We start from the raw sequence: 13,681 nt of genomic DNA, 5'->3' as shown, positions 1-13,681 counted from the left end.
ACTCCCGAGAAGACATACGAAGGTTTAGAAGTGCCTGTTTGCTACAGAGGGTCGTGGACCTGGTAGTACCGACCACAGCGTTCATTGCCTTCATCGGTGACTGTACGACCGCCGGCACCCCACTGTCGCCGCTGGAAGAGGCCGTCTGTACGGCCACCGGTCCAACCGGACTGGGTATCATCGCGGTGTACTCGTTTCTGATCGCGTTCATTCTCCCGCTCCCGAGCGAGGTCGTGCTGGTTCCGGCCGAAACGCTTCGGCTTGGACTCTCTACGAACGGGAATCTGGTGGCGATTATCCTCGTCAGTGGTCTCGGGAAGGCTTTCGGCAGTCTCGTCGCCTTCCACATCGGTCAGGAGGCAAAGGAGTACGGCCCACTCGTGCGCTGGATCAAGCGCTCACGGTTCAATATCATCGAATGGTCGGAGAAGAAGACGGTACAGCTCGCACAGAAGTACGGCTACGTCGGCCTGGCGCTCGCGCTCTGTGTTCCCTTCTTCCCCGATACGATCTCTATCTACGCGTTCACCGTCCTCGAACGCGACTACTATCGGTTCGGTGTGGCGACGTTCTTCGGCAGTGCCGGGCGGCTTGTCGTGACACTCGGGCTTGCCGGCGGCACGCTCGCGCTGTTGTGACTGGGCAGACTCAGAGCGCGGCAGTCACGCCGAAACCAACCCCCTTTTGACCCGTCGGTGGCACACGAACAGGTATGAGCAACGACGAGTTTCCGACGGACCAGCCGGCGGTCGTGACCTGTGGGTTGCCCTACGCGAACGGTGACTTGCACGTCGGCCACCTCCGGACGTACGTCGACGGGGACGCACTGTCGCGCTCCCTCCGGCGAATCGGCCAGCAGACGGCGTTCGTTTCGGGGTCGGACATGCACGGCACACCGGTGGCGGTCAACGCCGCCGAAGAGGGTGTCGAGCCGCGGGAGTTCGCGCTTGACTTCCACGAGACCTACGCCGAGACGTTCCCGCAGTTCAACATCGAGTTCGACAACTACGGGCACACTGACGACGAGACCAACGTCGAGCTGACTCAGGAGTTCGTCCGCTCGTGGGTCGAAAACGACCACGTCCACGAAAAAGAGATCGAGGTCGCCTGGGACACCGAGGAGGACCAGCCCCTCCCCGACCGTTACGTCGAGGGGACCTGTCCCTACTGCGGCGAGCAGGCCCGCGGTGACGAGTGCGACGAGGGGTGTCAGCGCCACCTCGAACCCGGCGAGATCGAGGACCCCGTCTCGACGCTGACCGGCAACCCCGCCGAGTACCGCACTCGCGAGCACAAGTTCCTTCGGCTTGCAGACTTCCAGGAGTACCTCCAGGGCTTCCTCGACCGTCTGGAAGGCACCGACAACGCCCAGAACCAGCCCCGCGAGTGGATCGAGGGCGAACTGCAGGACCTCTGTATCACGCGGGACATGGACTGGGGTGTGGACTATCCCGAAGACGTTGATGGCGGCGAGGACCTCGTGCTGTACGTCTGGGTCGACGCGCCTATCGAGTACGTTGCCTCGACGAAGCAGTACTCCGAGCGCGTCGGCGACGACGAGTACGACTGGGAGCAGGTCTGGAAAGTCGACGGCGAAGAACACCACGGCACCGAGTGGGACGACGATTGGACCGACGACAACGGCGAGATTATCCACGTTATCGGCCGAGACATCATTCAGCACCACGCGGTGTTCTGGCCCGTAATGTTGCGCGGCGCGGGCTACAACGAGCCCCGGTCGATTCTGGCGACCGGGTTCGTCGGCATCGACGGCAAGGCGCTCTCGACCTCGCGCAACCGCGCCGTCTGGGCCGACGAGTACCTCGATGCCGGCTTCCACCCCGACCTGTTCCGGTACTACATCGCCACTGGCGCACAGATCGACACCGACGTGGACTTCTCCTGGGACCGCTTCCAGGAGCGGGTCAACGGCGAACTCGTCGGCAACGTCGGCAACTTCATCTACCGCTCGCTGCTGTTCGCCGAGCGCAACTACGACGGGACGCCCGATGCCGCCGTCAGCGACGACGTTCGCGACCGAATCGAGTCGGCAATCGAGGACTTCGAGACCGCCGTCCGAGAGTACGACGTGCGTGAACTGGCCGAAATCGCCATCGAACTCTCGAACTACGGCAACGAGTACATCCAGCGCAACGAGCCGTGGAACCTCGTCGACGACGACCCTGACCGCGCCGAACAGGTCATCCGCGACTGTGTGCAGTTGACCAAGGCTGTCGCGGTGCTCATGCAGCCCGTCCTGCCGGGCAAGGCCGAGCGCCTCTGGGGCCAGCTCGGCGAACAGGGCTCCGTCGCTGACGTGACCCTCGACAGCGCGCTCGAAGCGCCGCCGGCCGAGTTCGGCGAGCCCGCGGAGCTGTTCGAGCAGGTCGAGGACGACCACATCGAAGCCCTGAACGAGGAACTGCAGGAGCGGGTCGAGGAGGCCAGCGAGGCTTCGACAGAAGCCTCGAACGACGGCGGCGAAGCCGCCGGAGATGACGGGGACGACGACGTGGACACCGCCGACCTCCAGCCACTCGTCGAGGACCGCATCAGCTTCGAGGACTTCGAGGGCGTCGACATGCGCGTCGGCGAGATTCGCAGCGCCGAGCCGGTCGAGGGCGCGGACAAACTCCTGCGCCTGGAAGTCGATATCGGCCACGAGGTCCGACAGGTCGTCGCCGGCCTGCGACAGCTCCACGACGCCGAGGCCCTCCCCGGGACGCGCGTTATCCTCCTCGCGAACATGGAGAAGGCCGAGCTGTTCGGCATCGAATCCAACGGGATGGTGCTGGCCGCCGGTGACGAGGCGGACCTGCTGACCACCCACGAGGACGCGCCGCTGGGGACCCGCATCAAGTAAGCCCAGTCGCCAGCGCTTTTGTAGTCACGGCACGTATCACAGACCATGGATGACGACGGGGCCGCACGAGACGATACGGCCGCTACGGGTGACACGTTCACCGAGGAGTACGAACTGGCGACGGAAGCCGACGTGATTCAGGTCGACGGTGACGCGGCCGATACGGACGCGGCCGACGAGGAGGAGGGCGCGGTCGCGGGCTCGTTCGCCCCGGACCTGGAAGTGACTCCCGATGCGCCGAAGCCTGAGAACGTTGTCTTCGTCGCGCTGGGGGTCTGCATCGCGATTCTCGCCCTCGGACGGATGTTCCTCGGGGCGGAGATGTACGCGCCGTCCATACTCGGCGGCGTGGTCCTGTCTGTCGCGCTCGGAACCGCTGTACTGTACGGGTTCTTTGTCCGGACGAGCGATGCGTGAGGCTACATCGGCACCTTCAGAGTCGCGCTCTCTACCCCGACACTTAATCCTGCTCCGACACTAAGTCGGGGCATGGTGAACCCGCTGGCGGCAGTTGCCACACTGCAGACCGAACCACTGTTAGGTATGTCGCTCTCCATCCTGCTGTTTCTGGCCGGCGCGGGCCTCATCGTGGGCGAAGCACTCGCCCCCGGGACTCACTTCTTCGTCCTCGGCGTGGCCCTGCTGACAGCGGGGCTGGTCGGGCTGTTCATCCCAGCGAGCCTGGGCATCTTCGCGCCGCTCATCCTCACAGTCATCGTCCTGGCGACCACGGCGGTCACGCTCTGGGGGTATCGAAAGCTCGATTTCGCCGCGCCGGGCCGCGGCCAAACGCTCAGTTCCGACTCGCTTACTGGCCAGTTCGGGACTGTGACCGAGCGCGTGACCCGAAGTGACGGCGAGGTCAAACTGGAAGACGGCGGCTTCAATCCGTACTATCAGGCCCGCAGTTCCGGCGACCCGATAGAGGAGGGAACGGAGGTCATCGTCATCGACCCCGGCGGCGGGAACGTGCTGGATGTCGAGCCGGTAGAGTCGGCGAGCGACGAAATCGACCGCGCACTCGAACGTGATCGAAACCGGGGCAGCGAGAACGACGACGCCGAACCGGAGCGGGAATCCGAGCGGGCGTAGGTGTGTAATTCGGTAGTTTGTGACAGGGACACCGAAGCCTTTTCCTTGAGCGCTCCGGAGGTCTGACTGTCATGTTCCCCGCGACAGCACCGCTACAACCCGGAGGACTCATCGGTTTCGTTACCGTAATCTTCCTCCTGATCGCCATCGCGCTGGTGTACTCCAGCGTCGTGATCATCCGCCCGTACCAGAAAGGTGCCTACACGGTCCTCGGCACCTATCGCGGCGTCCTCGACCAGGGGATTCACTTCATCTATCCCTTCGTCTCAGACGTGACGCGGTTCGACATGCGTACCCAGACGCTCGACGTGCCACGGCAGGAGGCAATCACCCGCGACAACTCGCCGGTGACCGCCGACGCCGTCGTCTACATCAAGGTGATGGACCCGAAGAAGGCCTTCCTCGAGGTCGATAACTACGAGCGCGCCGTCTCCAACCTCGCCCAGACGACCCTCCGTGCCGTGCTGGGTGACATGGAACTGGACGACACGCTGAACAAGCGGGGCGAAATCAACGCCCGCATCCGGAAGGAACTCGACGAACCCACCGACGAGTGGGGGGTTCGCGTCGAGAGCGTGGAGGTCCGCGAGGTCAACCCGTCCAAGGACGTCCAGCAGGCCATGGAGCAACAGACCTCCGCCGAGCGGAAACGCCGTGCTATGATTCTGGAAGCCCAGGGTGAACGGCGCTCCGCCATCGAGACGGCGGAAGGTGACAAGCAGTCGAACATCATCCGCGCCCAGGGTGAGAAACAGAGCCAGATCCTGGAAGCTCAGGGTGACGCAATCTCGACCGTGCTGCGTGCGAAATCCGCCGAATCGATGGGCGAGCGTGCTGTTATCGACAAGGGGATGGAGACGCTGGCCGAGATCGGCCAGGGCGAGTCGACGAAGTTCATCCTCCCGCAGGAACTCACCTCGCTGGTGGGCCGCTACGGCAAGCACCTCCAGGGCTCCGACGTGAAAGAGAACGGGCACGCGCTGGAAGCCCTTGACTTCGACGACGAGACCCGCGAGATGCTCGGCCTCGACGATATCGAGGAAATCCTCGGCCAGATCGACGAGGAAGCGCAGGTCGACGTCGAAGCCATGGAAGAGGAAGCCCAGAAGATCAAACACGGCGAGGACTCCGGCGTCGACAGCGCCGACGACGTCATCGAGGAGATGGACGCCGAAATCGACGACGACCCGAGCACGACTGACGTGGCCGGCGGCCCCGACGACACGACGCGAACGTCAGAAGTGGATAAGGACGACTAGTCCTGATAACCAGGCGAAGACGTTTTATTACCGACCCACCTTTTCGGTAGCAATGACGCGTGAGGGCGACGTGGACGAGGACAAGCGGGCGACGCTCCGTCGCTTTGCCGCCCTCGGTGCAGCGAGCCCGTTTGCCCGCTTCGGCGATAGCGGGAGCGAAAGCGACGCCCCCGACGCCATCGCCGGGTACGTCTCGGCACATCCCGGGACACACTTCTCGAAGCTTCGCGACGACCTCAAACTCGGGACCGGCGAGGCCCAGCACCACCTCCACCGGCTGGAAAACGAGGACGTCGTCGCCTCACAGAAGGACGGCGACTACCGGCGGTACTTCCCGGCCGGCCAGTTCTCCGAGTTCGAACAGGTAGCGCTTGGCTACCTGCGACGCTCGACAGCCCGCGGGATGCTCGTCACGCTCCTTCGCCGTCCGGACGTGACGGCCTCTGAACTGGCCAGCGAACTCGACGTGTCGCGACCGACAGTGAGCAACTACGCCGGCGACCTGGAGTCCGCCGGACTGCTGTCCCGAGAAGACGGGTACGCGGTGACCGAGCCAGAGACAGTGTTGACACTGCTTATCCGGTATGCCGACTCGTTCGGCGACGACGTCGCAGCGCTGGCCGGCGAGGCCGACTCGCTGCTGCGGTACGATCCCTGAGCTGATTCTTTCCGCCGAGTTACGTCTCCCGGTCAACACCGGTAATTTCGAACCTGGCTCCGCCCGACTCGCTGTCGGTCACACTGACATCCCAGCCGTGGACGGCGGCGATATCGGCCACGATTGCGAGGCCGAAGCCGGTGCCTTCGGGCGCAGTCGAGTAGCCCGCTTCGAACACCGTGTCTCGCTCGTCTTCGGGAACCCCCGGACCGTCGTCAGCGACGTAGAAACCGCTGGCGTCGTCGATGTCACCGACGGTAACCGTCACTCCGGTATCGCTTTCGACGGTCTCGTCAGACTGTCTCAGACTGCCCCCAGAGCCCTGCTCCATGCTGTTTTCGTGCATCTGCGAGAGCGAGGGTTCCGACCCGTGTGCCATGCAATTCCGGAACAGGTTCTCCAGCAGGCGCTGCAATCGGCGGGGGTCAGCAACGACGACACTGTCCGTATCGGTCACCAGAGACCCGTTCTCCGTCCCGATAGTCTCCCAGCACGCGCTTGCGGCGGTCTGTAAACTGACGGGCTCGGTGGTCGTCGCCTCGCGTCCGTCCCGTGCCAGCGTCAGGATATCGTCAATGAGCGTCTGCATCCGCTCGTGGGCGCTGTCGATACTGTCGAGGTGGTCGTTGGTCACTGCCTGTTGGGCCAACTCCAAGTGGCCCTGTGCGACTGTCAGTGGTCCCTGAAGGTCGTGGCTGACGACACTGGCGAAGGACTCCAGTCGCTCGTTCTGAACGCGAAGCCTGCGTTCGCGCTCCTTCTGTTCGGTGATATCCTGGATGAACCCCCGAACTGTCCGCTTCTCCGCGCCTTCGACGCGTTTGCCGTGGGTCCGGACCCACCGACGGTCGCCTGTCGCGGTGATGAGCCTGGTCTCGATATCGTACGGTTCCCCGTCTTCGAGGGCCGCATCGACGGCGTCCGAAACCATCTCCCTGTCTTCGGGATGATAGAAGGACAGTCCCTCTTCGATTGTCGGCTCGAAGTCGTCGTCGACCTCGTGGATACGGCGAGTGCCCGCTGTCCAGGTCAACGTCCCGGTTTCGTCGAACTCCCAGGCACCGAGGTCGCCGAGTTCCTCCGCCTCGGCGAAGAAGTCCCGTAACTGGGCGAGGTTCTGTTCGTGCTCGATGCGCTCCGTGACATCCTGACAGTGTGAGAAGATAGTGACAACACCACCCGAGTCGTCAGTGACGAGGCGATTGTGCCACTCGACCATGATACGCTCCCCGCCCTTCCGGACGTTCTCGTTGACGCTGTGGTAGCCACCGCTGGCCTCGCTAAGTGCGGACGTGACCGCGTCGACGTGGTCGTAGCTTTCGTCGCTGACGAACACCTCCCACGTCTCGCCGACCAGTTCCTCCTCGGTGTAGCCGAATATCTCTGTGAGAGTGTCGTTGACGCGGACGATTTCGAAGTCCTGGTTATACTCGACGAACCCGAGCGGCGACTGGTCGATAAACAGCGAGAGCCTGTCTTTACTCGCTTCGAGGGCGCGCTGTGACCGGTACTGTTCGACGGCGTTGACGATGCGGTTCGCGAGAAGGGCGTAGTGGCTGGTGTCTGACGTCTTCTGTAGATAGTCTGTGACGCCCGCGGAGATGGCGTCACCGGCGACTGCCTCGCTGCCGCGGCCCGTGTACAGGATAAACGGGAGGTCAGGGTAGTCCTCGCGGACAGATTCGAGGAAGTCGATGCCGTTCTCGCCGGGCATTTCGTAGTCGGAAACGATACAGTCGACCGGCTCTGTTTCGAGCAGACGCAGGCCCGCTGCTGCACTCGTCGCGGTCTCGATGTCGAACGCAGTCCGTTCTCGCTTGAGGAATGCCGCTGTCGTCTCTGCGTACTGCCGGTCGTCGTCGACGTGAAGCACCCGGATGGCGGAGCCAGCCTCGCCCATTGATGTGTGCAACTATGGCCTCAATGGTTATCAATATAGACATTCACCACTTACAATGTGTCCGGATATATCAGGGATAAATCGTCTGAAACGATGAATGAGCGACGGCACCGGATTTTCTCTACGTGAGGATACAGTTTTCACTCGCTTGGACGGCCGAGTGGGAGTGCCGACGTATCCGCGGTCGAGCCGGCACCGGTTCAGGTCTCGACCATCCACGTCGTCGAGGAGGAGTACCCCCACTTTTCCACAGCCAGGTCGTGGTCGCCGTCGGCGATAGCTGTCATGTTCGTCCCGACCTCTTTGGCTGAGAGACCGAGTTCATCACCGATGAGCCGCGATTTGAAATACGTCTGTTCGTCAGCATTGGAACGGAGATACTCCAGAATACGTCGCTGCTTGTCCGAGAGCGGACTGTCGGGGGTTTGTGCGGTGGCGCTCATTAGTACAGTTACTAACAGTATCGAGACACCCTTATGGGATTTGGTACAGACGGTTAACGGCTTGCGGTCTTGCGGTTTTCCCTCGCTCGAACCGGGGATACTGCCGCGAGTTGGGCCACGCGACAGGTAGTTGGTACAGGCGGGAAACACCGTGAGCGCTCGTCGTCGCTCCGCAGTTGGGACGGTCACAGTCGTTCGCTCCGGCAGTTCTTTAGTAATGGCCCGTTTTGTGGCCGAACGGAGGTCTATCACATTGGAAATCTCGGATCAACTGCTGTGTCTGTTCAGTGCCGATATCCGCGACGAGGGGGACCGGTACGTCGTGGAGGTCCCGCGTCGAGAGATCGAGACGGGCGCAGTCGACTCGGGCAGTACCTATCGTGTTGCGCTCATCTCCACAGACGAGGGGACAGAGACGGAGGAGGAGACGGTGTCGGACACGCCACCGGACCAGCCACAGCCGCCGGTCGAACCGGGTGAGACGCGCTACGTCGAGATCGAAGACATCGGGAAGCAGGGCGACGGCATCGCCCGCGTCGAGCGCGGCTACGTTATCATCGTTCCGGGGGCCGAAATCGACGAACGAGTCAAGATCGAGATCACCGAGGTCAAGTCGAACTTCGCGGTCGGCGAAATCATCGACGACGTCTGAGGCTACTCGTAGGCACTGCCGTCGGGGCGCTTTGCCCCTTCGGAGTCGTGGACGACGACCTGTCCGGCTGACGGGTCGACGGGCCGGTAGTTGTCGCGGACGCCGATGGCCTCTTCGAGTTCCCGAACGGCACGTTCCTTGAGCGCCGCCGCCAACTCCTCGGCGTCGGCTCTGGAGATATCCCGGCCGAGTCCCTCACACTCGTGGGCGCGGACCATGCCCTCCTCGTCGACGGCTTCGCCCATCGGCTGGCTCGTCCCGCCGAGCGCGACGCTGAACGGGTAGGTCCGGCAGATGAGCGGGCGGTCGCCGTGGACCGTACAGGCACCCGTTCCCTCGTCGTCTTCGGCGTAGAAGGTGCAGTCGCCGCAGTCGTCGGTCTGGAGCGCCCACTCGAACGTCTCGCCCTCGGGGCCGTCCGGGCCATCCGCAAGCCCGTACGGCATCGGGCGGGCCACGTCGCGGAAGTCGTACTCCCCGGCCGCCTGTAGCTGCCGGATTTCATCGGGAAATACCGTCGCTGTGTGGGGTTCGGCGTCGGTTTCGGCGGACTCAGCGTTCCCGTCGGAGACGACGGCTCCGCTACCCTCGTCGGCGCTCTCACCGTCCTCGCCACACGCCGACTCGGCCTTGCAGCAGGCCCCACAGCGGGTGCATTCGAACCCGATGGCCTCGATAGCGTCGGCCAGTTCCGACTCGTCGAGCGCACGGGCCCGTTCGAGTTCGGTTTCGAGGGAGTCCACAGCCGTGGTAGCGGGCCGACAGGCAAAAAGGCGTCACTCCGCTGGATGCAGTGCGGCCCGCTCGCCGTCCCACGAAACAGTGCCCTCGGCGGCGAGTTTCTCCAGATGGGCCAGCACCGTCGCACGGGCAAGGTCGCGCACGCCGGTGAGGTCCTTCTCGTAGGCGGCGTCGAGGACTTCATCGAGGGTGTCGGCCCCGTCGTTGACAGCTGCCCGAACACGTCGCTCGCGTTCCAGCCGGTGGCTGATGAGGCGCGCACAGGTCTCCCGTGGGCTCTCGATACGCGGCCCGTGGCTGGGCAACAGCGCGTCGGGGTTTCTGGCGTGGAGACGACGGAGCGACGAGAGGTAGGCCCGAACGTCGCCCTCTGGTGCGCCGACGACAACGCTACCCTCGGCGACAGCGAGGTCGCCGGAGACGACGGCGCCGTCGGTTGCGAAGGCGACGTGCTCCGGCGCGTGGCCCGGCGTGTCGAGGATGGTCACCGGGCCGGCGTCGGTCGGAATCGTCGTCCCGTCGCTGAACAGTTTGTCAGGGGTAACGCCGGTCGCACCCTCGAATGCGGTCGCCCGACCGCGGCGCGCCCAGACCGTCGCGTTCGTCTCTCTGGCGTAGTGTGCGACGGCACCGGCGTGGTCGGGGTGGTAGTGTGTGAGCGCAATGTGAGCAAGGGTGCGGTCACTGAGAAGCGAATCGAGCGCATCATCCGTATCCGCGGGGTCCACAAGAAGAGCCGCCTCGTCGCCGCAAACGTATGCCGCCGTGCTGCCGGTCGGTGCCCGCGTCGGGACGGGCACGTCGGCCCGCTGCCAGTCCATACCGACGGGTCAGACTGTGAGGAAATAAACCTGTTTGCGCGCGTCGGTGAAGCTGTACCGCGAGTCGACCAGCTCTGACTCCTCCAGTCGGTTCAGGGCGTACCTGACAGTCCGGTCCGGGAGCAGTGAGTTCTCGGCTAGTTCGCCCTGTGACAATGGGGCGTCGTCCTCTAGCACCTTCGCGACGAGTTTCGCGCTCGGCGGGAGTTCACGCAGGGTGTCGCGGAACTCCTCGTCGGTGAAAGGTGCTGGTGCAGCGTTTTCAGTTAATGCGCTCATAGTGGCTGATATTCCAGACTTACTGGTAAAACTTGGCTATATGCATGACCAAACAATACAGATTCTATGAAGTGTTTAATGTGTCCTTATACAGAACCGCCATCGTGCGGTTCTCGTCGCTATCCGGAAAGTACGACCAGAACTATCAGGGCCGAGAGCGCGAGCGGGTCTAGCCTGACTGGAAAACAGCCCGACCGATGAAAGGGGATTCCAGTATCGTTTTATCCCCCGCGGGGTGAGCAATACACCGTGAAAGGGCAGGAGTGGTATCAGGCCGACACCGTGGCCGAAGAGTACGAGGCCAAGCGGTTCTCCCGTGGCGGTCGGCTTATCGACCGACGCGAGAAACAGGCCGTCCTCGACGCAATCGGCCCCGTGGCCGACAAGGACGTGTTAGAGGTAGCTTGCGGGACCGGACGGTTCACCGTGATGCTGGCCGAGCGCGGCGCGAACATCACCGGGCTGGACATCTCCGGCCCGATGCTCCAGCAGGGCCGTGAGAAGGCACAGGCGACCGGCGTCGACGACCACGTCGAGTTCATGCGGGGCGATGCGGCCCGGCTCCCGTTCCCGGACGACCACTTCGACACCGTGTTTGCGATGCGCTTTTTCCATCTGGCGGACACGCCGGCGGCGTTCCTCGCGGAGATGCGCCGCGTCTCGAAGGAACAGGTCTTCTTCGATACGTTCAACCGGTTTTCGACCCGGTCGATATACAACTGGGCGCTCCCGATGGGGTCGCGGCTCTACTCCCGCTGGGAGATCGACCGGCTGCTGGACGGAGCCGGACTGGAACTGACCGAGGCGAACCACGACTGGCTGCTTCCCTACGGATTCTACCGGAAGATTCCGAACGAACTGGCGGCCTCGTTCCGCTCGCTCGATACGGCGCTCGGAGGCACGCCACTCGGCGAAAAGCTGGCCTCGGTGTCGTACTGGAACACCCACGTGTAGCTCGCCGCCGCTCGGACAGCCCGTTTTCCCTGAGTGGATGTCGCCGTCCGTCTCCCGCGACTTTTAAGCGCCTTCGCCGCCGTACCCAGAGGTATGGATATCTCGGTAGTGGTCCCGACGTTGAACGGCCGGGAGGAGCTGTCCGGCTGTCTGGACGCACTCACCGAGCAGGTTCCCGATGCCGAAGTGATCGTCGTCAACGGCCCGTCGGCCGACGGCACGACGGGCATGGTCCGCGACCGGGACGACGTGTCGATCCTCGTCGAGATCGCCGACCGCTCAGTCACGGTCGCCCGCAACGCAGGGATCGACCGGGCAACGGGAGACGTTATCGCGCTCGTCCACCAGGCACTCTCGGTCGAGTCCGGCTGGGCTGACGCTGTGAAAAACGGGCTCTCGGGGGCCACCCAGGCCATCACCGGGCCGACACACCAGCAACTCTGGGCCGGAATGACGACCGAAACCGAGGAGACGCGGACGATAGCCGGCCGCGACGTGACGTATTTCAATCCCGGAAACGTCGCGTTCGACGCGGAGGTGCTGGAAGCGCTCGATGGGTTCGACGAGTATTTGAACGTCGGCAGTGCCCGGGACTTCGCACACCGGATGGCCGCCAGTGATTACGGCGTCGACTGGAGCACGGAGATGTGCGTCAGCCGCGAGTTCGAGGCCGACGGCGGCACCACGGAGACCGACTGGAACTGGAAGTACCGCTCGCTCGCCTACCGGCTGGTGAAGAACTACAACGTCCGCCCGACCGTATTGCGGCGGCTCCTCAGCCACGCGGCGGGTGACGCGAAGGACGCGCTGATCGATGTCGTGCGCGGGGAGACGACGCCATCGCAGTGGCTCGGCAACGGGCAGGACGTGTTCGGCGGCGTTGGGTCCGGCATCGTCGACGGCCTCCGCGCACGCGTGACCGACCGGACACCCTGTCGGAACCCGAACGGCCGCTCCGCGCGAGCGGACCGCGCGGTGACTGTGTACGACTGGCGGTAACCGACGACCGTCCCCGCGCTTCCGCTGCGGCGGCCGCCGGCAGTCAGGGGGCCAGCGCCTCGATGACGCGGTTCGGATTGTTCGAGAACACCTTTCGCATCGCGTCTTCGGGCACGTCTAAGGTCAGTATCTCCATCACAGCCACGTTCGGGTGAACGCTCGGGACGCCGCTCCCGAAGAGAACGCGGTCAGGGTGTTCCAGAATCGCCCTCTCCATCGGCCGCCGGTAGCGGACCGCGCTGGTGTCGAGATACAGCTTGTCGTGGGTCTCCAGCAGGTCGATAGCTCGTTCCATCAGGTCCCGCCGGAGCGGGTGGGCACCGAAATGCGAGAGGATGACCGGGAAGTCGTAGGTGAGCAGGGTCTCGGCAACGGTCTCGGGCGGGAACCCCTCGCCGCCGTGGACGATGACAGGCAGTGATACGGACTCCAGTTCTGCGAGGACGTCCTCGTCGGGTAGTCCGTCCGTCGGTGGATGAAGCTTGAAGCCGTAGAAGCGGTCGTCGTAGGCGTACTGCTCGATGTCCTCGGGCGAGGTGTGTTCCTCCGTGCGACTACTCGCGAGGTTGCGAAGGGTCGACCCGGGACCGGTCCCCGGGTCCCGAGCGCCGTTGACTCTGGCGAAGGCGACCATCGGCCGCTCGACAGTCATCCGGGCGACGGCGTTGTTCGCTTTCAGATACGAGCCGTCTCGCTCGCCGGGAAAGACGACGGAGCGGACGACACCGGCCTGGTGCATCTCCCGTTCCAGTTGCTCCGGGTCACCCATGCCGTCCCGGGGTCGGCGCTGCTCGTCGGGTTCCAGTCGCGCGTGCACGTCGACGACCCGAAAGCCGTGCTCCAACTCCAGCATCTACTATACGGTGTGTATACACCCATATTAAAAGGTGTGTAGGTCCAGCCGGGATTACAGGGACAGCACGGCGCTGTCGCCCGACGAACGGTCTACGCCGTTAGAAAGTTTTATATAGAACCGCTTGCCTTGTCTTAAGTGAGGTTCAACACATATGTCATCTGGCC

Annotated in this window: 15 protein-coding genes; 9 read left to right on the top strand and 6 right to left on the bottom strand. The window is 63.8% G+C overall.

The genetic code is table 11. The annotated features are described in order from the left end of the window. Positions 1 to 53 precede the first annotated feature (53 nt). The 6 genes from VI234_RS01550 to VI234_RS01525 all read left to right on the top strand — a co-directional run bounded on the left by VI234_RS01550 (position 54) and on the right by VI234_RS01525 (position 5,872). Positions 54 to 638 (top strand): YqaA family protein, encoded by a 585-nt coding sequence (locus VI234_RS01550; protein WP_008312493.1) that lies wholly within the window; start codon positions 54 to 56, stop codon positions 636 to 638. Between the two features lie 74 nt (positions 639 to 712). Then, positions 713 to 2,863 (top strand): methionine--tRNA ligase, encoded by a 2,151-nt coding sequence (gene metG / locus VI234_RS01545; protein ID WP_336329063.1) that lies wholly within the window; start codon positions 713 to 715, stop codon positions 2,861 to 2,863. A 45-nt stretch (positions 2,864 to 2,908) separates the two neighbouring features. Further along, positions 2,909 to 3,280 carry a DUF7312 domain-containing protein gene (locus VI234_RS01540; protein WP_336329062.1) on the top strand — a complete coding sequence of 124 codons (372 nt, stop codon included), beginning with the start codon at positions 2,909 to 2,911 and terminating at the stop codon, positions 3,278 to 3,280. Positions 3,281 to 3,352: 72 nt separating this feature from the next. Then, entirely contained in the window at positions 3,353 to 3,955 is a 603-nt protein-coding gene (locus VI234_RS01535; RefSeq protein ID WP_008312487.1) for an NfeD family protein, read from the top strand. 71 nt (positions 3,956 to 4,026) lie between these two features. Then, complete coding sequence (locus VI234_RS01530; RefSeq protein ID WP_008312485.1) at positions 4,027 to 5,214, top strand: SPFH domain-containing protein; 1,188 nt, start codon at positions 4,027 to 4,029, stop codon at positions 5,212 to 5,214. 52 nt (positions 5,215 to 5,266) lie between these two features. Continuing rightward, a complete protein-coding gene (locus VI234_RS01525) occupies positions 5,267 to 5,872 on the top strand; it encodes a winged helix-turn-helix transcriptional regulator (protein WP_336329061.1) in 606 nt (201 codons plus the stop codon). Positions 5,873 to 5,891: 19 nt separating this feature from the next. Here VI234_RS01525 and VI234_RS01520 read toward each other — a convergent pair whose 3' ends face one another. Then, positions 5,892 to 7,772 (bottom strand): PAS domain S-box protein, encoded by a 1,881-nt coding sequence (locus VI234_RS01520; RefSeq protein WP_336329060.1) that lies wholly within the window; start codon positions 7,770 to 7,772, stop codon positions 5,892 to 5,894. 200 nt (positions 7,773 to 7,972) lie between these two features. Beyond that, positions 7,973 to 8,215: a DUF7123 family protein gene (locus VI234_RS01515; protein ID WP_008312482.1), complete on the bottom strand. Its 243-nt coding sequence runs from the start codon at positions 8,213 to 8,215 to the stop codon at positions 7,973 to 7,975. Positions 8,216 to 8,468: 253 nt separating this feature from the next. Between VI234_RS01515 and VI234_RS01510 the strand changes: the two genes are divergently transcribed. After that, complete coding sequence (locus VI234_RS01510) at positions 8,469 to 8,867, top strand: TRAM domain-containing protein (protein ID WP_008312481.1); 399 nt, start codon at positions 8,469 to 8,471, stop codon at positions 8,865 to 8,867. 2 nt (positions 8,868 to 8,869) lie between these two features. Here VI234_RS01510 and VI234_RS01505 read toward each other — a convergent pair whose 3' ends face one another. Genes VI234_RS01505 through VI234_RS01495 form a run of 3 tightly spaced genes read right to left on the bottom strand, consistent with a single transcriptional unit; the run spans position 8,870 to position 10,708 of the window. Then, positions 8,870 to 9,610: a YkgJ family cysteine cluster protein gene (locus tag VI234_RS01505; protein ID WP_336329059.1), complete on the bottom strand. Its 741-nt coding sequence runs from the start codon at positions 9,608 to 9,610 to the stop codon at positions 8,870 to 8,872. A 33-nt stretch (positions 9,611 to 9,643) separates the two neighbouring features. Then, positions 9,644 to 10,429 (bottom strand): MBL fold metallo-hydrolase, encoded by a 786-nt coding sequence (locus tag VI234_RS01500; RefSeq protein ID WP_336329058.1) that lies wholly within the window; start codon positions 10,427 to 10,429, stop codon positions 9,644 to 9,646. A 9-nt stretch (positions 10,430 to 10,438) separates the two neighbouring features. Next, positions 10,439 to 10,708, bottom strand: coding sequence for a MarR family transcriptional regulator (locus VI234_RS01495; RefSeq protein WP_004591318.1), 270 nt, complete (start codon positions 10,706 to 10,708; stop codon positions 10,439 to 10,441). A 249-nt stretch (positions 10,709 to 10,957) separates the two neighbouring features. On the opposite strand from VI234_RS01495, the gene VI234_RS01490 reads away from it, so the two are divergent. Further along, positions 10,958 to 11,662, top strand: coding sequence for a class I SAM-dependent methyltransferase (locus VI234_RS01490; protein WP_005537823.1), 705 nt, complete (start codon positions 10,958 to 10,960; stop codon positions 11,660 to 11,662). 93 nt (positions 11,663 to 11,755) lie between these two features. Continuing rightward, positions 11,756 to 12,661: a glycosyltransferase family 2 protein gene (locus tag VI234_RS01485; protein WP_336329057.1), complete on the top strand. Its 906-nt coding sequence runs from the start codon at positions 11,756 to 11,758 to the stop codon at positions 12,659 to 12,661. A gap of 43 nt (positions 12,662 to 12,704) precedes the next feature. On the opposite strand, the gene VI234_RS01480 is transcribed toward VI234_RS01485, so the two are convergent. Continuing rightward, on the bottom strand, positions 12,705 to 13,514 hold the full coding sequence (locus tag VI234_RS01480; RefSeq protein WP_008312472.1) for an amidohydrolase family protein: 810 nt from the start codon (positions 13,512 to 13,514) through the stop codon (positions 12,705 to 12,707). Positions 13,515 to 13,681: the final 167 nt, after the last annotated feature.

It is taken from the genome of Haloarcula sp. CGMCC 1.2071, assembly GCF_037078445.1.
GTDB classification, from domain to species: Archaea; Halobacteriota; Halobacteria; order Halobacteriales; family Haloarculaceae; genus Haloarcula; species Haloarcula amylolytica.
Note: the sequence above shows the minus strand (reverse complement) of the source record. Positions and strands in the feature narration are given on the sequence as shown.

Bases quoted from the DNA above. Each gene is read 5' to 3' on its own strand.
- metG (WP_336329063.1), top strand. From the start codon at position 713: ATGAGCAACGACGAGTTTCCGACGGACCAGCCGGCGGTCGTGACCTGT.
- VI234_RS01540 (WP_336329062.1), top strand. From the start codon at position 2,909: ATGGATGACGACGGGGCCGCACGAGACGATACGGCCGCTACGGGTGAC.
- VI234_RS01535 (WP_008312487.1), top strand. From the start codon at position 3,353: ATGGTGAACCCGCTGGCGGCAGTTGCCACACTGCAGACCGAACCACTG.
- VI234_RS01530 (WP_008312485.1), top strand. From the start codon at position 4,027: ATGTTCCCCGCGACAGCACCGCTACAACCCGGAGGACTCATCGGTTTC.
- VI234_RS01525 (WP_336329061.1), top strand. From the start codon at position 5,267: ATGACGCGTGAGGGCGACGTGGACGAGGACAAGCGGGCGACGCTCCGT.
- VI234_RS01520 (WP_336329060.1), bottom strand. From the start codon at position 7,772: ATGGGCGAGGCTGGCTCCGCCATCCGGGTGCTTCACGTCGACGACGAC.
- VI234_RS01515 (WP_008312482.1), bottom strand. From the start codon at position 8,215: ATGAGCGCCACCGCACAAACCCCCGACAGTCCGCTCTCGGACAAGCAG.
- VI234_RS01500 (WP_336329058.1), bottom strand. From the start codon at position 10,429: ATGGACTGGCAGCGGGCCGACGTGCCCGTCCCGACGCGGGCACCGACC.
- VI234_RS01495 (WP_004591318.1), bottom strand. From the start codon at position 10,708: ATGAGCGCATTAACTGAAAACGCTGCACCAGCACCTTTCACCGACGAG.
- VI234_RS01485 (WP_336329057.1), top strand. From the start codon at position 11,756: ATGGATATCTCGGTAGTGGTCCCGACGTTGAACGGCCGGGAGGAGCTG.
- VI234_RS01480 (WP_008312472.1), bottom strand. From the start codon at position 13,514: ATGCTGGAGTTGGAGCACGGCTTTCGGGTCGTCGACGTGCACGCGCGA.